Annotated in this window: 22 protein-coding genes; all 22 read right to left on the bottom strand. The window is 36.6% G+C overall.

Features of this window, described 5'->3' with window-relative positions; all coding sequences use genetic code 11:
- Positions 1-3 precede the first annotated feature (3 nt).
- The 22 genes from acear_RS05700 to spoIVA all read right to left on the bottom strand — a co-directional run bounded on the left by acear_RS05700 (position 4) and on the right by spoIVA (position 21,807).
- Positions 4-1,605: a glycoside hydrolase family 57 protein gene (locus acear_RS05700; RefSeq protein ID WP_013278055.1), complete on the bottom strand. Its 1,602-nt coding sequence runs from the start codon at positions 1,603-1,605 to the stop codon at positions 4-6.
- 26 nt (positions 1,606-1,631) lie between these two features.
- Entirely contained in the window at positions 1,632-2,315 is a 684-nt protein-coding gene (locus acear_RS05695; protein WP_013278054.1) for a DUF4912 domain-containing protein, read from the bottom strand.
- 228 nt (positions 2,316-2,543) lie between these two features.
- Positions 2,544-4,163, bottom strand: coding sequence for an alpha-glucan family phosphorylase (gene glgP, locus acear_RS05690; protein ID WP_013278053.1), 1,620 nt, complete (start codon positions 4,161-4,163; stop codon positions 2,544-2,546).
- Positions 4,164-4,375: 212 nt separating this feature from the next.
- Complete coding sequence (locus acear_RS05685; RefSeq protein ID WP_013278052.1) at positions 4,376-5,392, bottom strand: PTS sugar transporter subunit IIC; 1,017 nt, start codon at positions 5,390-5,392, stop codon at positions 4,376-4,378.
- Positions 5,373-6,242 carry a carboxylating nicotinate-nucleotide diphosphorylase gene (nadC, locus tag acear_RS05680; protein WP_013278051.1) on the bottom strand — a complete coding sequence of 290 codons (870 nt, stop codon included), beginning with the start codon at positions 6,240-6,242 and terminating at the stop codon, positions 5,373-5,375. Before nadC ends, acear_RS05685 begins: the two co-directional genes overlap by 20 nt.
- Entirely contained in the window at positions 6,223-7,461 is a 1,239-nt protein-coding gene (locus acear_RS05675) for an L-aspartate oxidase (RefSeq protein WP_083771342.1), read from the bottom strand. Before acear_RS05675 ends, nadC begins: the two co-directional genes overlap by 20 nt.
- Entirely contained in the window at positions 7,392-8,051 is a 660-nt protein-coding gene (gene nadA / locus acear_RS05670; protein ID WP_049772657.1) for a quinolinate synthase NadA, read from the bottom strand. Before nadA ends, acear_RS05675 begins: the two co-directional genes overlap by 70 nt.
- 134 nt (positions 8,052-8,185) lie before the next feature.
- Positions 8,186-8,698 (bottom strand): transcription repressor NadR, encoded by a 513-nt coding sequence (locus acear_RS05665; RefSeq protein WP_013278050.1) that lies wholly within the window; start codon positions 8,696-8,698, stop codon positions 8,186-8,188.
- 21 nt (positions 8,699-8,719) lie between these two features.
- A complete protein-coding gene (locus acear_RS05660) occupies positions 8,720-9,307 on the bottom strand; it encodes a DNA-3-methyladenine glycosylase (RefSeq protein WP_013278049.1) in 588 nt (195 codons plus the stop codon).
- Between the two features lie 128 nt (positions 9,308-9,435).
- Positions 9,436-9,585, bottom strand: coding sequence for a DUF1540 domain-containing protein (locus tag acear_RS12340; RefSeq protein WP_083771341.1), 150 nt, complete (start codon positions 9,583-9,585; stop codon positions 9,436-9,438).
- A gap of 23 nt (positions 9,586-9,608) precedes the next feature.
- Positions 9,609-9,809: a hypothetical protein gene (locus acear_RS05655; protein WP_013278048.1), complete on the bottom strand. Its 201-nt coding sequence runs from the start codon at positions 9,807-9,809 to the stop codon at positions 9,609-9,611.
- 80 nt (positions 9,810-9,889) lie between these two features.
- Positions 9,890-10,642, bottom strand: coding sequence for a YetF domain-containing protein (locus acear_RS05650; RefSeq protein WP_013278047.1), 753 nt, complete (start codon positions 10,640-10,642; stop codon positions 9,890-9,892).
- Between the two features lie 145 nt (positions 10,643-10,787).
- Complete coding sequence (locus tag acear_RS05645) at positions 10,788-11,174, bottom strand: PadR family transcriptional regulator (protein ID WP_013278046.1); 387 nt, start codon at positions 11,172-11,174, stop codon at positions 10,788-10,790.
- 159 nt (positions 11,175-11,333) lie between these two features.
- A complete protein-coding gene (locus acear_RS05640) occupies positions 11,334-12,740 on the bottom strand; it encodes a Mur ligase family protein (protein WP_013278045.1) in 1,407 nt (468 codons plus the stop codon).
- An 85-nt stretch (positions 12,741-12,825) separates the two neighbouring features.
- A complete protein-coding gene (locus tag acear_RS05635; RefSeq protein ID WP_013278044.1) occupies positions 12,826-14,514 on the bottom strand; it encodes a homocysteine S-methyltransferase family protein in 1,689 nt (562 codons plus the stop codon).
- A 185-nt stretch (positions 14,515-14,699) separates the two neighbouring features.
- A complete protein-coding gene (gene thrB / locus acear_RS05630) occupies positions 14,700-15,599 on the bottom strand; it encodes a homoserine kinase (RefSeq protein ID WP_013278043.1) in 900 nt (299 codons plus the stop codon).
- Positions 15,592-16,833: an aspartate kinase gene (locus tag acear_RS05625; RefSeq protein WP_013278042.1), complete on the bottom strand. Its 1,242-nt coding sequence runs from the start codon at positions 16,831-16,833 to the stop codon at positions 15,592-15,594. Before acear_RS05625 ends, thrB begins: the two co-directional genes overlap by 8 nt.
- Before the next feature lie 23 nt (positions 16,834-16,856).
- A complete protein-coding gene (locus tag acear_RS05620; RefSeq protein WP_013278041.1) occupies positions 16,857-18,146 on the bottom strand; it encodes a homoserine dehydrogenase in 1,290 nt (429 codons plus the stop codon).
- 16 nt (positions 18,147-18,162) lie between these two features.
- The gene (locus acear_RS05615) at positions 18,163-18,618 is read right to left on the bottom strand and encodes an ACT domain-containing protein (protein ID WP_013278040.1); all 456 of its coding nucleotides are present in this window, start codon (positions 18,616-18,618) and stop codon (positions 18,163-18,165) included.
- 242 nt (positions 18,619-18,860) lie between these two features.
- Positions 18,861-19,736: a branched-chain-amino-acid transaminase gene (ilvE, locus tag acear_RS05610; protein WP_013278039.1), complete on the bottom strand. Its 876-nt coding sequence runs from the start codon at positions 19,734-19,736 to the stop codon at positions 18,861-18,863.
- 131 nt (positions 19,737-19,867) lie between these two features.
- Positions 19,868-20,167 (bottom strand): HU family DNA-binding protein, encoded by a 300-nt coding sequence (locus tag acear_RS05605; protein WP_013278038.1) that lies wholly within the window; start codon positions 20,165-20,167, stop codon positions 19,868-19,870.
- Positions 20,168-20,328: 161 nt separating this feature from the next.
- A complete protein-coding gene (spoIVA, locus tag acear_RS05600) occupies positions 20,329-21,807 on the bottom strand; it encodes a stage IV sporulation protein A (RefSeq protein WP_013278037.1) in 1,479 nt (492 codons plus the stop codon).
- Positions 21,808-21,879: the final 72 nt, after the last annotated feature.

Raw genomic sequence — 21,879 nt, 5'->3', positions numbered from 1 at the left:
TCATTAATACTCTTCACTATATACGCGATAATCAATCTCAGAAAAGATATTATCCTTATATTCTAACTCTTCTAGCCAGTCAACATCAAGATCATCCATCTTAATCTGATTATAGAGATTAAAGAAGCGATGTATATGGCTCTTAGTCCGCTTAACAGCATATTCAACCATAGTATCAGTCTTCATAATAAATGCCCAATCGCTGCTCTGAGCCAACAATAATTCACGCGCCGCCTGATTTAAAGCTCGCTCCGTTAGGCTATCCGGCTCTTCATAATCCGTAGCCAGTTCAATCATCTTATCTGCTGCTTGATGTAGATGGCGATAAATCCAGGCATTACTATCTTCTACCCAGACATCATTATAGCCATTAGCTCCCCAGCTACACATTGGAGGTTCACAGACTTGGTTCTCAGGATACTCTTTTAAATACTCCACAGGCGAAATTAATTCTATCACTTCCTGATCATTATCAAGCTTTCTAATCAAATAATTCAGAAAGTTAGGCCCTTCATACCACCAGTGTCCAAATAATTCCGCATCATACGGAGCAGTAATCATCGGCTTTCTATCCATTAGATCATTTAACTTTTCAATCTGTTCTATCTGCTGTTGAATAAAGTCTTCAGCATGTATTTTAGCTCTATCCAATGCCTTCTGATAGTTATACAGTTCTTTCTCCTGTAAATTACTGTCCTCTCCTGTTATCTTATAATACTTCAGCCCAGTATTAACTCTTACTTCCTGCTGAATATAAGGCTGTAGATAATCAAAAGATAAATCAAATCCAATATCACGATAATATTCTCGATAATTATGATCACCCGGATAGCCTTCTTCAGCACTCCAGACCTTCTCTGAAGATTGATTATCTCTGCCAAAAGCTGCTACTCCAGATTCAGTATAAACAGGAGCAAAGGCTCCATATTTAGGTCTAGGAGTAGCATATAATAAACCGTGAGTATCAAGAATAAAGAATCGGAGATTATAATCAGCTAAAATCTTATCTAATCCAGGATAATAACCGCATTCAGGTAACCAGATTCCTTTTGGCTTTCGATCAAAATATTGTTTATAGGTATTAACTGCTAATTCAATCTGGGCCCGTACCGCTTCAGGATACTCTTCCATCAACGGAAGATAACCATGAGTTGCTCCACAGACTATTAACTCCAGATATCCTAATTCTTGAAACTCTTTAAAAGCAGCAATTAAATCCTTATTATACCAACCAATAAAGATCTCTTTTGCCTCTTTAAATTTATCCAGATACATTCTAGCTGTCTGATTCATCTGGGGCTGGTCTGAAGTGCGGTCAACTTCAGAGTTAGTTAATCCAATCAATCGATCAAGATAGTCAATATACCGCTGCTGTAATAATTCATCAGTTAACATGGAAATTAAAGTAGGACTTAAAGAGACTGTTAACTTATAATCCACTTCATTCTGATGTAATTCCTCAAACTGCTTAATTAATGGAATATAAGTTTCTGTAATTGCTTCATATAGCCACCGTTCTTCTAAAAAATTATCATGTTCTGGATGACGTACAAATGGTAGATGGGCATGTAAAACTAATGATAAATAACCTTTATTTTTTGACAAGCTTCATCACCTCTAAGTTTTAGTAATTACCTTACTTCATCTGAATTCTTTAAAACTTCTAAAGAACTATATCCTGTTTTTAAATGAGATAGTTTAATCTCTTTTGTCATCTCCTGCATTAGATTCTCAGAGCTATAACTTTCTAATTCATCTATTCCAGCTAAAGTATATATTTCCTCTAATTTTTCTGTAACTGTCATCCATTCTTCATCCAGCTTATCACTGATACTATTACTGGGAGTTGTTACCTGATTGGACTTAAGTATAGGATAAAATTTATCATTAAGAATTCCCAATTCAACTTCATAATCATGGTCTGGATTCAAATCATATAAATACCAATCATTATGATCTAATGTAATATTTATATCATAATACTCTGCTTCTGTATTATTCTCTCCACAGCAATATACTCTTAAAATCAATGGTGCCTTCTTTACATCTTCATATCCAGCTTGAATAGCAGTATCTTGCAGCTTATCGAAAGTATACTCCCAATAAATATAAATGGATTCTGGATTTCTAACTTGTAATACTATTCTATTTAGATCATAACTTTCTGGTAACTCATATTCGTCATCAAAAACCTGCTGTAAATTATGCTGCTGATTCTTCTCCTCATTCTGTTGACTAAAACTACTGAGCTCACTATCTCCCTGTATAGATTCTTTCTGTAGCTTAGATAACTTTTTTTCTTTAGATTCTGACATATATATCACCTACCTTTTTAAATCATTAAAAATAAAAAATATCATCACACAATCACTATCCTATGTCTTTTTAACTCTCTTTATTACAATTCAAGTAAAAAATATATTTAAAATAGAAATAATCTTACTCTATACAAGTAAATCCCTAATCTCATTTATATGATTAGGGATAATGAAATCTACACTAAAATTACTTTCAAATTTAATTATTAATTAATTTTTATTATATTACTTTGGATTATAAATTCTAGTATAATAATCTTTAATCATTCGCTGAGCAGAAAACTTTTCCTGGGACATATCAATGCTTGCCCGCATCATCTTCTTCCATTTATCACGGTCTTCATAATAAGTAGGTAATATTTCATCATAGATAATCTTATATAATGCTTCTGCATCCTGTTGGTCATCATTTAGCTGACTAATATCAGGCAGTAATTCATCAATCAACCAGCCGCTAACATTATGTTCTACTCCTTCACCAACCCAGCCGTCAACTACACTTAAATTCAAAACTCCATTCATAGCTGCTTTCATACCGGAAGTACCGCTAGCTTCCAAAGGACGGCGAGGATTATTAAGCCAGACATCACACCCCTTTATCATCTTCTGGGCAACACCTAGATTGTAATTCTCTAAAAAGACAACACTACCTTTATATCTCTGTTCAATTTGAACTAGACTTTGAACAATATCCTTACCTAATTCATCATCAGGATGTGCTTTACCAGAAAAGACAAGCTGAAGCTTTCTCTCTTCTAACAAAGGTGCAATCTTTTCTTCATTTTCAAAAATTAATTGCCAACGCTTATATTCCGCAGCTCGCCGGGCAAAACCAATAATTAAAGTATTAGTATCTAATTGGGTTCCATAATAATGGTTTCCTGCAATATAATCCACTAACTCCTGTTTTAATTCAGAATGCGGCTGCCAGAGATCTTCACCAGCTTCATAAGCATCCTTCATTCGTTCATCCTGCCAAGTATTAGCATGAACTCCATTGGTAACCCCGGTAATTGGTGCTTTGTCTTCTACATCTTCCCACATTTCTTTAGTCGTTTGTTCATGTAGTTTAGAAACACCGTTAGTAACTGATGATAATTTCAAACCAGCTACTGTCATATTAAACGGATTCCCTCCAATACTTTCCATCATTTCATAATCTAAACTATTATAAACTCCTAACCTCCGTAATAATCCATGATCATGGGCTTCATTCCCTGCTTCAACAGGAGTATGAGTAGTGAAAACAATCTCTTCTCGCGTCGCTTCCTTAGCTTCACTAAAAGACATTCCTGCTTCCATCTTTTCTCGAATCAATTCAACTCCAGCAAAAACAGCATGGCCTTCATTGAAGTGATACTTATCAACATTAATATTAAGTTCACGTAAAGCCCGCACACCACCAATTCCTAAAACTATCTCCTGAGCTATACGGTCATATTCATCTCCATCATATAATTTACTGGTAATCCAGCTATGTTTGCTATCGGAAATATTGGTATCTAATAAATAAAGCGGAGCATTATCATACCGTTCTAATAATTTCACTTTACAGTTAACTTCTTCTCCATCAACAGTAACTGTTACAGTAACACCAGTATCCTGTAAATATTCATCAAAATCAAATGTAGGAAAGGTATCATAAGGTCTACCATCTTCACCAATATACTGATGAGTATATCCCTGGTCCCAGAGAATACCAATTCCAACTAGCGGTAAGTCTAAGTCATCGGCAGCCTTAAGATAATCTCCAGCTAAAACTCCTAGTCCTCCAGAATAAATCGGTAATTCCTCATTAAGTCCGTACTCCATACAGAAATAAGCAACATTAGATTTATCTTTCAAATTAATCCTCCTCTAATATACTTCCAGCTTTCTATCTCTATAAATACTTACGTCGTCTTTTAAAAAATATTACCAACTGTATTAAATATTTTTTCTATTATCCTATCTATATTACTGTTATTCAATAATAGTAATTAAACACCTTCTTATTCAACAATAATTTAACAATTTAAATATATTTAACTATAAAACCCTGATTATCTCAATTAGCTTTATAATTCCAATAATAAATCTTCTGCTCCAATCAGTCCCCACTTACGCATAAGTTCAGCAATTACTAAACTTAAAATAGCCGGTAATATAAAATGTAATATAATAATTGAACCTAATGCTTCCATTCCCATAGCTTCAATAGTACCAAACTGACCTACCAATCCAGCAGTTCCCATTCCAGAGCCAATAGGAATATTCTCCATAGGAATCACTGTAGTTGCTATCGGTCCCAAAATAGCTCCACTTAATGTCGGCGGAATCCAGATATAAGGATTTCTAACGATATTCGGCATCTGTAACATAGAAGTTCCTAATCCTTGACTAATTAAACCTCCGAAACCATTCTCTCGCCAGCTAATTACCGCAAATCCAATCATCTGAGCACTACAGCCGACAGTAGCTGCTCCTGCTGCCAGACCGCTTAGACTCAGCATCAATCCAATAGCTGCACTACTGATAGGCAAGGTTAATGCCATCCCCATCAAAACTGAAACAATAATCCCCATTGGAATCGGCTGCAGTTCTGTTGCTCTCATAATTACCTGGCCAAGTCCCTTCATAAAAGCATCAATACCCGGCCCAACAAACTTAGCCATCAGTAATCCAGTGATAATCACTACACTGGGAGTAATTACAATATCTAACTTTGTCTCTTTCGAAATTACCTTTCCAAACTCTGCTCCAATCACTGCTGAAATAAAAGCCCCTACTGGACCGCCTAACTCTGCTCCTGCTGCCCCAGTTACCACTGAAGTAAAGATAACCAGCGGTGGTGCCTCTAAACCATAAGCAACAGCCACTCCAATGGCCGGCCCCATCATATCCATAGCCGTCTTGCTGAATTCCACTAACAGCGGAATACCTAACCGCTGGCCCAATACTTTCAAAATTAATCCTACAATTAATGAAGCAAATAAACCGCGGGCCATAGCTCCTAATGCCTGAATACCGTACCTTTCTAATGATAATTCAATATTCTTTTCAGCTAAAAATCTCTTAACCTTTTGGCCTATCATTATTATCACTCCCTAACCTAAGACTGATATCCAATGCTGAAATAGTATGGGTTAAAGTCCCCAGTGAGATAATATCAACCCCTGCCTGGGCCACTTCTTTAATTGTCTCAGCCGTTATACCGCCTGAAGCCTCAGTTACTGTCTGCCCAGCAATTAACCCCACTGCTTTCTCCATCAGCTCTGGCGGCATATTATCCAACATAATAATATCAACACCACTGGCTAAAGCCTCTTTAACTTCAGCTAATGTTTCTACTTCTACTTCAATCTTTACTGTATGCGGTACTCCTTCTTTAGCCTGTTCTACTGCTTCTGTTATACTACCTACTACCTGAATATGATTATCCTTAATCAAGACTGCATCATAGAGGCCGCAACGGTGATTAAAACCGCCGCCAACTCTCACTGCATACTTCTCTAACATTCTAAGCCCCGGTGTTGTTTTGCGGGTATCAACAATACGAACATCATAATCGGCTACCAATTCAGCATACTGTGCTGTCTTAGTAGCAATCCCTGATAATCGCTGTAAGAAATTAAGTGCTACTCTTTCCCCGGTTAAAATTGGCGCTGCCAAACCCGAAATAGTAGCAATTACAGTCTGCGGTCTAACCCTTACTCCTTCTTCTATCTGTTGTTGATAATCAATTTTGGCACCAAGTCTCTCAAATATCAACCCTGCCACAGCTAAACCCGCAATTACCCCTTCCTCTTTAGCTATTAACTCTCCCTGCACCTGTTGTGTAGAATCAACTACTGCTTCCGTAGTCAAATCCCCTGTTCCTATATCTTCAGCCAATGCATCATCTATCATCCTTAATATCTGCTGTCTATTCAAATTCAATTCCATCCTCTTCACCTCCTCTATTCTTCTGAAGTATGATATGCTTCTTCCATTCGGTTTTGCTATCTGGATAATCCTTACGATAATGAGCTCCTCTGCTCTCTGTTCTAAGTAATGCTGCTTTGACAGTTAAGTACGCAATAATCAATAAATTCTGTACTTCAAACTCTCTAGGATAAGAGTAATCCTTAATTAAAGCTGCTGTTAACTGCTCTAATCTAGCCTCCGCCTTCTGTAAACCATCTGCACTTCGGACAATACCTACTTGGTCTGTCATCAGCTGCTGAAGCTCTTCTTTACAATCAGCTAATCCAGATTCTATAGGAGACTGATGCTGATAATTAATACTTAAGCTGCTGTAATCCAGCTTTAAATTCTGGCTATATTCCACAGCTTCTTTAGCAGCCCGCTTAGCATATACTAATCCATCCAACAACGAGTTACTGGCTAAGCGATTAGCACCATGAACACCTAACCCAGCAGTCTCACCACAGGCAAATAAACCAGTCAGGCTAGTTGCACCAGTAGTATCCGTCTTAATGCCCCCCATTAAATAATGGGCTGCCGGAACCACCGGAATATAATCTTTAGTGATATCAATCCCTTCTTCCAGACAGCTAGAGTAGATAGTCGGAAAGCGCTGTTTAATAAAGTCAACCTCAAAATCAGTTACATCCAAATAAACATAATCTAGACTGCTCTTTCTTATTTCAGCTTCAATAGCTCTAGCTACTATATCACGAGGAGCCAGTTCAGCCAAGTGATGGTACTCCGGCATAAATCGTTCTCCGCTTTCAGTACGTAAAACTCCACCTTCTCCCCTCACAGCCTCAGAAATAAGAAAGTTAGACTTAGTAGCTAATTCTAAAGTAGTAGGATGGAACTGCATAAATTCCAGATCCATCACCTCTACTCCTGCCCGATAAGCCATAGCTATTCCATCACCAGTAGCCACTTCAGGATTCGATGTAGCCTGATATAGCTGACCTACTCCGCCGGTAGCTAAAATTACTGCTTTAGCTAAGTAAATTACATAATCCTGTTCTTGATAATCATAAGCTAATAATCCACAACAGCGACTATCATGAGTCAAAAGATCAATAGCAAATATATCTGATTCTAACTCAATTGCTGGCTGAGCAAGCACCTCTTCAGTTAATGTACTATGCACTTCAGCTCCAGTAGCATCACCGCCGGCATGTAGAATTCTTCTACAACTCTGCATTCAGGATGGACAATCACTGGTGCCTGCGGATATGCTTCTTTAACCTTGGCCACATCATCAGCTTTCACTTGGTGGTGAGTAGGACAGAATCCATCCCAACATATAATCTCCTTATCCGTTCGAGAAGCTACATACTTACCTAAGTTTTTATCCGGCAGAAAGATAATCTCTTCACTAGCAATCCCTTTTACTATCTCAACAGCATTCGAAGAAGTACAACAGATATCACTAGCCGCCTTGATAGCAGCAGAAGAATTAACATAACAGACAACTACTGCCTGAGGATACTGACGTTTCTTATTTTGCAGTGCTTCTACAGTAATCATCTCAGCCATAGGACATCCAGCATTATAGGCCGGTAGTAAAACTCTCTTCTCCGGCGACAGAATTGCTGCACTTTCAGCCATAAAATCAACTCCACAAAAGACTATCACCTCTGCTTCAGTCTCTGCAGCCTGACGGCTTAATCCTAAGGAATCTCCAGTATAATCAGCTATTGCTTGCACTTTATCAGGTTGATAATTATGGGCTAAAATAACAGCATTTCTAGTTCGCTTTAAACTATCTATCTCAGCTTCTAACTTAGTCATTTAGACCTTCCCCCTCTACTTTTGCAACTAATTTAATTGGTTTATAACTGTCTAATTTTGTTAACTTAATTGTATAGTCTGACATATGTAATGTCAAGTGTCTTTACAGCTGATGGTAAAAAATAATTAGTGAATTATTCAAGTAAATAACCCTTCTCCTCTAATTTTTCTTCAATCAAGTTTAATACTTCTTCATTTAAGGCTTCAATAGTATGGAGATGAACCCCTTCAGTTAAAGTTAATAGCGGTTTAACTGAATCCTGCTTATACTTCTTCATAAATGTATTTAAATCTTCTTTAGACTGAACCATTAAAAAGCCTTTTAACTCACCATAGATCGGATGTTCAACTATCACATCCTTAACCCGTCCGCCGTACTTAATTACTGTCTCCAGTTCACCTCTTATTTCATCTCCATTATGCTTACAGGCAATTGTTCTTACTACCATTTTACTGTTCTGCTGTGGAACAACATATCCCTGAGAGGTAGCCAAAATTTCTTCTCCTTTAGCTCTAAGCAGAGCAACATCCTGTACAATAGCCTGTCTACTTACATCAAATCTTTCGGCCAAATCAGAACCAGTAATCGGTTTCTCCTTAGTCAATAAAAGATTAAGAATTTCTTCCCTTCTTTCTTCTGCTGACATTTTTCTTACCCCCAAAGTTAATTATTTAGATACAAATGAATTATCTTTTATATAGAACCTCCACAACTTATCTTTATATTCTTCTGCATAATCTATATTTATCCTTTTATCTGCAGCTATATTATAGCTTTGATTATTATCTGCTATACAAATTTTCTCTCCTTTAACTAAATCATGTCCATTCAAACTTTTATCTATCTCAAGTGCCTGGCATAATTTACCCGGACCATTGGTTAAGTCTTCATCTTTGTTACTCTTAATTTGGCGATTCTGCCTAATTAAATCCCAGCCTTCAATCGGTTCTACTGCCCGTACTAGAACTGCTTCCGGCTTCCCCTTTGATGCAGTGACTACATTGAAGCAGTGGTGTATACCATATATAAGATACACGTAACTATGTCCCCCACGTTTAAACATGACTTTAGTCCGTTTGGTCTTTTTATTCTGATAGGCATGGCAGGCTTTATCTTCAGGACCTACATAAGCTTCTGTTTCTACTATTTTAACTCTTATCTCTTTATCTTTGATCCTTCGAATTAATAAGTTACCCAGCAAATTCTTAGCCAAAGTTACTGCATCTTGTTTATAAAAATCTAGTTTTAAATTCAATTCACTTCCTCCTTTCTACATTAATTATAGTATACCATAATTCTAGAGCTAATTTAAATAACGATAATCAATAATTATCACTCTAAAATATAATAAAGTGCCCTGAGAAACCAGGGCACTTTATTATTCTATTCTCTCCTAAAACTACGGCATTTAGTTCCTGCAGCTCTAGTAGTATAAGGGCTATTATCATCACAATAAACTTCAATCTTATCCAGCATACAGGATTCATCCTTCTGGTGAATACAGTTCTGCACGTGACATTCAATTTCTGCCACTATCCTCACCTCAATTCCACATTTTAATCCCGCTTCTTTTCTTTAATTGATTCCGACAGTTCATCATGGATATCATAATCATCAGGACTTATATCCTGGGCTTCTTCAATTATTTCAGCACTGATATCCTCACCTAATTCTGCATCATCAGGATTATAATTCTCAACTGTTTCGATAGTCTCTTGGTCTAATTCATCAAGCGGAGGAATATTATCTTCTTCCATTCCTGATACCTCCTATTTTAGTGATAGTTTATCTTTATTATTCCTGCTTTTCTAAAAATTAACCCAGCCAAGTAATTTCATTACTGGAATTTATCAGGAATCGTATCCATTATTCTTTCACTAAGTTTATCAGCATTTTTGGTAGTAACATATAACTCTCCAGTGGTATCTAAAATAGCTGCCAAGACATCCTCTATATTTTCTACCCTATGTTCTTTTAATTCATTCAAAAGCCATTCTTTACTCATACCTATCTTTTCCAGATTACTATGATTTATTTTTCCATCATTAATTAAAATAGTAGGAATTCCTTCATATTCAGTATCAATATTTAAATCTTCAGGAGTAACTGCTCGTTTTTGGGATTTAGGAATAACAGTCAAATCACCACTGGTTTCTAAAATAGCAAATTCTACATCTTTAATATTAAAGATGCCATTTTCTCTAAGTTGACTTAACAAATCATGAATAGTATAACGAGATGATTTCATCTCTTCCTCAATAATTTCACCATTCTTAATTAAGATACTGGGACTACCATTTAAAAACCGTCTCAGTGTTTCACTCTTTAATGATATAAAAGAAATTAGAATTTGTAATCCCGATAAAGTAATAATAGGAATAATAGCATGTATCATAGGAGCCTGATGCTCTTCAATTACAACTGCTGCAACTTCAGCTATCATTAGGGAAACTACTAAATCAAATGGAGTTAACTCCCCTACTTCTCTTTTACCCATTAATCTAACTGCTAATAAAGTAAAAATATAAATAAATACTGTCCGGCCAAACATAGTACCTATCCTACCATTATCAATTAAATTATCAAGCACTTTTCAACACTCCTGATTAAATCTGCTCAATATTAATCAATAAATAAAAAATCAGCAGGGAATTAAAGATTTAATTCCCTGCTGATAATTATTGTCTCTCTTTTTTCAAAAAATATGTTTATAAAATAAATGATTTCACATTATCTTAAATATTGCCCTGATAGATTTCATCTATAGCTGTGTCAATAATCTTTCTTGCTTCTCTAAAGGAACTTTTATACTTTATCTTCATCTTTTCTAAATGCTCCGCTCCTTTCTCAGTTAAGCGATAATATCTAATCGAACGCTTATCAGGTTCTGACCACCAGCTTTCCACATAACCCTGATCTTCCATTTCCCGTAACAGAGGATATACCATTCCTCTTGACGGCTGCCATCTAGCATCCATCTGCTCATTAATCATATCCAGTATCTTCTGTCCATACAGATGGTCATTATTTTTTAGTAAATGTAAAATATAGATCGAAGTAAAAGCAGTAGTGCTTATTTTAGCTGGAAACTGTCGATTTAACTTTCCTTTGTAATTACTCATTTTTATTTACCTCCTTGTATTATTATTTGGTCATAAGTGACTTTTTTATAAGTTACTATATTAATTATATAAAAAAGAAAGTTTCCCTTCCTTTTATTAAATCTAACTTAAAAAAGTTAGAAATTTATTTTGCAGTAGGAGAAATCACAAAATATCAATTTAATTATTATTATTGATCAAATTTAAGATTAAATCAGCAGCCTGGTCCATGGCATGGGCGCCTAACAATATTATAAGGTCATTGCTTTTTACTTGTTTAAGTGTCTGATTAAGACAGGGATGCAGATAATCAAAATATTCAAATTCCAGTCCAGAATCACATAGGGTGGAAAGAAATACCTCTCTTTCTTCATCGGAGACTACATCATACTTATTGGCCAATTTTTCACAGCTAGTAATATATAATTTAGACAGATTTAAATCAGGAATATATTTGCTAATTATTTCTGCGTTTTCTCTACTCACTGTTATACCTCGGTTACCCCTAATTGCATTTATAATATATAGTCTATCATAATCCAATTCTTTAATTGTTTCAAAGACTGCTCTGTAGTTACCGGGATTATGGGCACAATCATCAATAATAGTAAACTTATCATCATAAATAACTTCTAATCGTCTAAAGAAAGGATTAAATTCCTTTAATTGCGCTTTAATCTCTTCAACACTTAATCCATAAATTAAACCGACAGCTGCTGCTGCTAACGCATTATAGATATTATGTCTCCCCAACAGATTTAATTCTATCTCAAACTGCTGAGGAGAAGCTAAGCTACTTTCAATTCTAAATCTACTGCCTCCAGCATCATAACTGGCTTCGGTAACCTGTATATCTGCTCTATCGCTAAATCCATAAGTAATTACCTCAGCCGATAACCCTGACATAATACGGTCAGCATACTCATCATCTAGATTGATTAAGGCTGTACTTTCCTCTCCTGCCTGTTTAAATAACTCTTTTTTAGTTGCTAAATAGTCTTCAAAATCCTCATGTAGATCCAAGTGATCCTTAGTTAAATTAGTATACACTACTATATCAAAATCCAGTCCTTCAACTCTATGCAGTTTTATTCCATGAGAAGAAACCTCCATTGCTGCAATATCTACATTATTATCTACCATTTTATCCATATAATTACATATCTGATCAGCACCAGGAGTAGTTAAATCTGCTTCTTCAACCTTATCCCCTAGCTTAATCTTTACAGTTCCAATTAAACCGGTTGTAAATCCATAACCAGAAAATAATTTCTCAATCAAATGAGTAGTTGTTGTCTTACCATTGGTACCTGTTACTCCTACTAGCTCCAAACTTTCTGATGGAGAATTATAAACCTGATTGGCCAATTGGGCCAAAATCTTGCGGGCATTATCAACTTTAACTACCTGTACTTCTCTGTGGTCTATTTCCCGTTCAGTATAGACCACTTCAGCTCCCTGCTTGACAGCATCATCTATATATTTATTTCCATCATCCTCAAAACCCTCAATTGCTACAAAAGCATCACCAGCCCCAACCTTCCGTGAATCACAGGTGACTCCAGAGATATTATTGTATTCTTTCATTGTTTCACTCCCTTGTAATAGTCTGCTATTAATTAGTTTTTCAAACTATAAATAAAATATTACAAGAAAGTGATAACAGATCATTTTAAAATTCGGTAATATATCTTTCAGCATCTCGGTCTCTGTTTACTAAAACTTCCGCAGCTAAAATTGTCTCTCTTATTTCTTCATTCAAAGGATCAATTATATAAGCATCCAAACCATAGCCTAATGCCATAGATATAAAGGTTCGATCTAAAAGCAGTCTTTTAGGCAACTTATCGGAAATATTATCAACCTGCAGTACCGTCTTCAAATCCAGATGTTCCTTAATTAGCTTTATAGCCTGTAGTGTCTCAATTGCTGCTTCCTGTTGGCTGCTAACAGTTACAGCTACTGGATTAATCAATAGATCTTCTGGAGCAATACCGTATTCCCCGGTCTGCTGTTTGATCCTTTTGGCTATCTCAACTCTTTTTTCAGCAGTACCAGGAATACCATCATCATCCACTGTTGAACAGATTAAGCCGGCACCATACTTCTTAGCCAGAGGTAAAATCCTATTTAAATCCTCTTCTCGGCCGGTAACTGAATTAATCAAGGCTTTACCAACAAATGCTTCCAGGCCAGCTTCTAACACTTCTATATCAGCAGTATCAATGGCCATCGATGCCCGGGAAGTCTTCTGAACCCTCTCTACTACCTGCTGTATCTCTACTCCATCAATATCTGTTCCATCTACATTGATATTTAAAACCTGGGCACCAGCTTCCACCTGGTCTTTAATCTCTTCTGTTAATCTTTTATCGCTGTCAGTATTAATCTGTTCTCCAATCATTAGACTTCTGCTGTCTTCACTTAACTCAACTAACTCCATACCGCTGGCTAATCTGAACTTCTTATCAGCTGCAGATCTTTTAGGCTCTAACCGACTAAGCTTTTCGGCAAAAGCCTTAATATGCTCTGGAGATGTTCCGCAGCAGCCACCAATAATATTTGCACCTTCCTGAACAAATCTCTTTATATACTCAGCCATCTCCTCTGGCGACTGCTGGTATACTGTCTCACCATCTACTATTTCAGGCAGCCCAGCATTAGGCTGAATAATTATCGGTTTGTCAGTAGTTCGATTCAATGCCTTCAATACCTCCAATAAACCCTGCGGCCCTAGACTGCAGTTAGCACCAATAATATCAGCTCCTAAAGAGTCCAGAACTGTTGCTGCTATCTGAGGATTGGTTCCGCTTAAAGACCGCAAATTTTCATCAAAGGTCATCTGGGCTATGATCGGCACCTCACTGGTTACTTCTTTAGCTGCAACTACTGCTGCCCTAAGCTCCTGAAGATCATTCATAGTCTCAAAACTGATTACATCTACTCCTGCATTAACTAAGGCTCTAATCTGTTCAGCAAAGACATCAACACCTTCTCTAAAGGTTAGAGTCCCCATAGGAGCAAATAACTTACCCAACGGCCCTATAGAACCGGCTACATAGCCGTCCTTCTGCACCTCTTTAGCTATCTCTACTGCTGCCTGATTAATCTCTGTAACTTTATCCTCTAGGTCGTACTTTCCTAACTTTATACAATTGGCACCAAAGGTATTGGTCTGAATTACTCTACTGCCTGCTGCTAGATAACTCTTATGAATCTTCTTAATTGCTTTTGGATTCTCTAAATTCCATGCTTCAGGGGCCGTATCTGTCCCCAATCCTGCCTGCTGTAGCTGCGTTCCCATGGCCCCATCAAATAATAAAACTTCCGATTCCAATTCTGTTAAAAAATCTGATTTCATTCTCTTCTGCCTCCTCATAGTTAGAATTTGAAAAGCCTCTTCTCAATTGAGAAGAGGCTCTGTAAAGTATTTAAAAGTCCAGATTAGCTGCTAAGCAGTTAATAATAAAACTAAGTACTTTTTTGGTTTCAAAACCATTTGCTCCCTTCTGCTTTCCTGCAATTATATACTTAAAACTGCTTGTTTTAAAGATTTTCAACAATTACTCCTGTCGAATTAGGTTCTGCTACTTTATAATTAGCTTTAATTCCATGTTGTGCAAAAACCCGAACTATAGTCTCTCCTACCTCAACTTCATTTTCTAAAGTCAAAGCCACTATTGAAGGGCCGGCTCCGCTTAAAGCAATTGCCAAAGCCCCGTCATCCTTAGCCTCTTTTATTACTTCGCCCATTCCTGGAACTAAGTCTTGGCGATAAGACTGATGGAGCCTGTCCTCAAAACAAGTAGCTAATAAATCATAATCCTCAGTCATGAAAGCAGAAACTAAAAGTCCCACCCGACTGCAGTTAAAGACAGCATCATTGAAGGTTACCTGAGCGGGCAGCACCTCTCTTGCTTCAGTAGTTGATAGTTTAAAGTCAGGAATACCAACTACCGTCTTCAATTCAGGCGCCTTAATCTTCTTATAAATAATTTCTTCCTGATCTGTAATTACTGAAATAACTACTCCTCCCAATAATGCTGGAGCTACATTATCCGGATGGCCTTCGATTTCAGCAGCAAAATTCAATAGTTGATCATTCGAAAAAGGAGTTCCAGCCAAAGTATTGGCTAGAACTAAGCCTCCGACTATTATAGTAGCACTGCTGCCTAATCCCCTGGCAATAGGAATCTGATTAATCAGCTTAATATCTAAACCGGCCGGCCTATAATCAGCTTTGTCAAAGAGATAATCCATAGTCTGATAGACTAAATTACTTTTATCAGTAGGCAGCTCTTTAGCCCCTAAACCCTCTATATCTATATTTAATCCTCTATCAGTCTCTTTAACTTCGATTATATTATAAAGATCTAAAGCCATGCCTAAAATATCAAAGCCGGGTCCCAGGTTAGCAGTAGTAGCCGGGACCTTTACTCTATACATTACCATCACTTGCTTCTTCTACATTACCTAAATCAAAACTATCATGAATAGCCTGCACTGCTTTATCAGCATCAGACTTATTTATTAGACAGGAAACCTTAATTTCAGAAGTACTGATCATTTCAATATTAATGTCCTGACTGGCCAATGCTTCAAACATTTCGGCTGCTACTCCAGGATTAGTAACCATTCCCGCTCCAACGATGGATACTTTAGCTACTTCAGAATCATAGACAATATTTTCAATTGCTAACTCATTCTGTAGTTTATCTAAAAGAGCTTTAGCTTCATTTAAGTTCTCATCATCAATAGTAAAGGTAATATCATTTACCTCCCCCCGGTGAACATTCTGAATAATCATATCTACATTGATACTGGCTTCAGCTAACGCCTCAAAGATCTGATAGGCTATTCCCGGTCTGTCTGGTACTCCAATCAACGAAATTTTGATATCATCAGTGCTACAAGCCACTCCTGTAACTACTCTATCCTTTTCCAATTTTCCTACCTCCTTAACATAAGTACCCGGTTTATGATTGAAGCTTGATCTTACTGCCAATTTAATTCCATAATTTTTAGCAAACTCCACTGATCTAGGCTGTAGAACCTGCGCCCCTAAGTTAGCCAGTTCCAACATCTCATCATAGGAGATTCCCTTTAACTTAGAAGCAGCCTCTACTGTCCGTGGGTCAGCTGTATAAATACCATCTACATCAGTATAGATCTCGCAGACCTCAGCATCCAGCTTAGTTGCCAAGGCTACAGCTGTTGTATCAGAGCCACCGCGTCCTAGAGTAGTAATATCATTATTAATAGTCACTCCTTGAAAGCCTGCTACTACCACTATCTTATCCTTAGATAACTCCTTCTCTAATCTACTAGAATCTATCTTCAAAATCTGAGCCTTAGAATGAAGATCATCAGTAATAATTCCCACCTGAGAACCGGTTAATGAAATTACTTCCTCTCCTAATTCATTAATAGCCATTGCCAATAAAGCTACAGATACCTGTTCTCCAGTAGAGACTAACATATCATACTCTCGTTTCGGCGGATTATCGGTAATCTCACGCGATAGCTCTATTAATTCATCAGTAGTATTCCCTAAAGCCGAAACAACGGCAACTACCTGATCACCTTCATGTTTTCTCTTTACTATCCTCTCTGCTACTTTCTTAATTCTATCCGGATTTGCTACTGAAGTACCACCGTATTTCTGTACAATTAATCCCATTTCCATCGCCTCCTTTTGCTTCTCTAATCTTCAACTCTAATTAAACTACTAAGTTCTTTAACTTCATCTAATTCCTTAATTTCTTTTAAAGCAGTCTGAATATCGCCCTCAGTTACTTGATGAGTAACCAAGACTAAAGGAACTGTCTTATCTATCTTTCCTTTCTGAATCACCGACTCAATACTGACATTATTCTTGCCAAAAATACTGGATACCGAAGCTAAAACCCCAGGCTCATCTATAACTTCTAATCGAATATAATACTTAGCAGTAATATCAAACATCGGCTTTATATCTTTATCTTCATAACAGCTGCAGGAAATACGATTATTTGCTCTATAATTAATATTGCGGGCAATATCCATTACATCTGCTACAATAGCACTCCCGGTCGGCATCGAACCTGCTCCACGACCATAATACATTAATTCCCCAACTGCATGTCCTTTTACAAAAACAGCATTAAAAACGTTATTCACTGCAGCTAAAGGGTGCTCATTAGGAATCATGGTAGGATGGACTCTTACCTCTATCTCTCCATCCGCTTCTTTACCAATAGCTAAAAGCTTAATTACATACCCTAATTCCTTGGCATATGTAATATCTTCTTGCTTAATATCCGAAATTCCTTCTAAATGAATATCATCTACATCAACTGGTGAACCAAAAGCAATAGCTGATAAAATAGATAATTTATAAGCAGCATCATAGCCTTCTATATCTGCTGTAGGATCAGGCTCTGCATAGCCCTTCTGCTGGGCTTCAGCCAGTACATCTTCGAACTTAGCACCTTCCTGAATCATCTTAGTTAAGATATAATTAGTAGTTCCATTGACAATTCCCATTACTTCCTGAATCCTATTAGCTGTTAAAGACTCCTTTAATGATCTAATAATCGGAATTCCTCCACCGACACTGGCCTCAAAATAGAAATCTACTCCATTCTCATCGGATAATTCCAACAATTCACTTCCATATTTGGCCACCATCTCTTTATTGGCTGTAACCACATTCTTTTTAACCTCTAAAGCCTCTGTAACTAATTCTTTAGCCGGGCCAACCCCGCCTATAGTCTCCACAACAACATCTATTTCCGGATTTGATAATATATCTTCAGGATTATCCGTCATCATCTCAGCAGGTATATCAACTTCCCGCTCCCTAGTTAAGTCCTTATCCAGAACCTTAACTAATTTCACTTCATTATCAATCTTTTGATTTATATTCTGATTATTCTCCAACAACAGTTTTGCTACTCCGCTACCAACAGTACCTAATCCTAAAATTGCTACTTTAACTACTGATTTACCCATACTAAATCCTCCTTAATTAATATTTAAAGTTACGGCCAATAATCTCTACCTTCTGTATGCCGGATAATCCATCCAAGTCCTCCATTAAACCATCTACATCAGAAATCATCTCGATAGTTTCAATAGTAATAGTAGCATTAGCCACTCCCTGCAGAGGTATCCCTTGATTAATTGTAAGAATATTGCCTTTGACTTTAGCTATCTCATTAATAACCTGCGATAAAACACCAGATTCATGCTTTAAAAGCAGAGATAAAGTAATTACCTTCTGCTGAGTATCTTCTAAAAAAGGAAAAGCGTAATCTTTATACTTATAATAGGCACTTCTGCTTAAACCTATCCTTTCTACAGCTTCACTGACGTTATCTACTCCTCCTGATTTCAAAAGCTGTTTAGCCTTAACTGTTTTAACAATTGCTGTAGGAAGAATATCTTTATGAACCACATAATACTCATTACTACTCTCTCTCATTAAATCACCTACTTTGTCCACTTATAATGGATAGTTGTTCAACAACAGTAAACATTATAACATGGTAGTTTCCAAAAAGCAATAAAATTTATTAATTTTAAAGCTTAATTAATAGAGGTAAGCTCTTTTTTGCTGGCAAAAACTATTATTAACTACCAATTATAATAAAAAAAGCCTACAGTTATCTCTTTTAAAAGAAATAACCATAGACTTTTTAAACTTATTATTTATATATTATTTATTTAATAAATATGCTCTCCCTCACTATTTGCCCTTTCTCTGAACTTATCAATTAAATCCCAGGTATAATCTCCAGGAGTACCGTCAGCAATATCTCTATCATCTATTTTAACTACCGGAACTACCTCAGCAGCAGTTCCGCTCAAGAAACATTCATCAGCTGTATAGAGAGCATGACGGGTAAATAATTCCTCTCTTACTTCTAAACCTAATTCAGGAGCTATTTCTAATACTACATCACGTTTAATCCCTTTTAGAGCTCCAGCAGAAACTGGCGGAGTAATTAACGTATCATCTTTAATGATAAAGATATTATCTCCTGTACATTCTGCTACATATCCTTCATTATTTAACATAACTGCTTCTAATACTCCAGCCCGATTAGCTTCCAGTTTAGCCAAGATATTATTAAGATAGTTCAGCGACTTAATTCTTGGATTTAAGGCTTCAGGAATATTCCTTCTTGTTGGTACAGTAACTACTTCTAAACCTTCCTTATAAAACTTTTCTGGATAAAGCTCAATATCACTAGCAATAATTATCACATTAGACTCTGGGCAGGATGTAGGATTCAAACCTAAGTCACCTACACCGCGAGAAACTACCAGGCGAATATAACAGTCCTCTAATTCATTAGCTTGAATTGTTTCGATTACAGCCTCTTCCATCTCTTCTTTTGTTAAGGGAATATCAAGCATAATTGCTTTAGCAGACTCATAAAGCCTATCAATATGCTGCTTAAACCTAAAGATTCGTCCATTATAGGCTCTAATCCCCTCAAAGATGCCGTCACCATAAAGAAAACCATGGTCCCAAACCGAAACTTTAGCCTCATCCTTTTCTACTAATTCACCATTTAAATACACCTTTTGACTCATGATTTTGTTCCCTCCTACTCTGCTACTTTGCTTAAATATTATATTTGAATCTTTATTATAAAAAGTAGAAAGAGCAAAATGCTCTTTCTACAAATAAACCAAACATTATGAGAAAATGAATCTTTAACTTATTATTGATCAACCGCCTCTTTTAATCCTTTACCTGCTTTAAAGGCAGGAACCTTGCGAGCAGGAATTTCAATTTCTTCGCCTGTCTGCGGATTACGTCCTTTACGGGCACTACGATCACGAACCTCAAAACTTCCAAATCCAATTAACTGGACTTTATCCCTCTCATCTTCATCCTTATTTGCTTCTTCTTGGAGAGTTTCAGTAACTACCTCAGTAAAAGCATCTACTGTTTCTTTAGTATCTTTTTTAGTTAATCCAGTTTTATCTGCTATCCTATCAACTAACTCAGTCTTTGTCAAATCAATCACCTCCCTTAATAGTATAACACATCAATATTTATTATATCATCAATTTTATTCGTCATCTCAACAATATTTTCCTTTATTTTAGGAAAAAAAAGTTATAAAAATTAAAATACCGGCCTAAAAAGCCGGTATTTAATGGGAATCATTGCTATAAATTATAATATAATACAGATCAGTCCTCCGCTGCCTTCATTAACTACTTTTTGAAGAGTATCCTGTAATTTATTCTGGGCATTCTCAGGCATTCGATATAGCTTATTCTGAATACCATCCTTAACTAAATCATGTAGAGAACGACCTAAAAAGTCAGTATCCCAGATAGCCTCTGGATTCTCTTCAAACTCCTCCTGCATAAAATCAATCAGTTCTTCACACCGCTTTTCTGTACCTACTACCGGTGAAACTTCAGTATTAATATCGGCTCTAATCATATGAATAGAAGGAGCAGATGCATTCAGTTTAACACCAAATTGGCCTCCCTGCTTTATTAATTCCGGTTCATCAAAAACAAGATCTTCTAATTCCGGCTGAACAATACCATATCCCTTCTCTTCTACCTCTGCTAAAGCCTGAGCTACTTTATCATACTTATCTTTAGCTTCACTTAATTCCTGAATAAGATTGAATAAATGATGATCACCTTCAATCTCTAATCCAGTCTCTTCCTTGATAACATTATAAAAGAGCTGATCCTGCATAGCAATATTAATTTCTGCACTGCCGGTACCTAAATCCATATTCTCAAGAATAATCTCTTTGGTATATTCATAATCTGCCAGATTATTCAGCCCCTCTTCAATATCACGCAGTCTAATTACATCCTCCATTGATTCATTAATATTAGCACTTAACTCTTCACTAAGCCAGTGGTCGGAGTTTAACTGATCAATCCACAGCGGCAAATCAATATTAATTTCTCGAACAGGAAATTCATACAGAGTCTCCTGTAAAAGATAGGTTATATCATCTTCAGTTAAGTTTTCACAATCAACAGGTACTACCGGCTTATTATATTTTTCTTCTAACTCTCCTTTAAGCTGCTGTGTCCGCTGACTATTAGGAGAAGTCGTATTTAAAGTTATCAAATAAGGCTTACCTATCTCCTCTAATTCAGCTATTACCCGCTCCTCTGCTTCTATATAACTTTCCCTTGGCAGTTCAGTTATACTACCGTCAGTAGTTACTACTAGTCCAATTGTAGAATGCTCATCAATTACCTTTTTAGTACCAACTTCAGCCGCCTCCTGGAATGGAATAGCCTCCTCATACCAAGGAGTAATAACCATTCGAGGACCATCCTCTTCTTCATACCCTAAAGCACCATCAACTTGATAGCCGACACAGTCGACCAGTCTAACTCTAAAATTCAGTTTATCATCCAGCCCAAGTTCTATCCCCTCATTAGGTACAAACTTCGGTTCAGTAGTCATTATCGTCCGTCCAGCACCGCTTTGTGGCAGTTCATCCTGAGTACGTTCTTTTTCATATTCGTCTTCAATATTAGGCAGCACCAATAAATCCATAAACCGCTTGATAAAGGTTGATTTTCCGGTTCGAACCGGTCCTACAACTCCAATGTAAATATCACCGCCAGTTCTATCAGCAATATCCTGATAAATATTATACTCCTCCATTATTTCCCCTCCTTAAAAGATTAATTCTTCCAATCTCTAGGTAAATATATTTATTATTTAAATTACCATCCT

The sequence above is a fragment of the Acetohalobium arabaticum DSM 5501 genome, assembly GCF_000144695.1.
In the GTDB taxonomy this organism is placed as follows: Bacteria; Bacillota; Halanaerobiia; order Halobacteroidales; family Acetohalobiaceae; genus Acetohalobium; species Acetohalobium arabaticum.
This window is presented reverse-complemented; position numbering and strand designations above follow the sequence as displayed.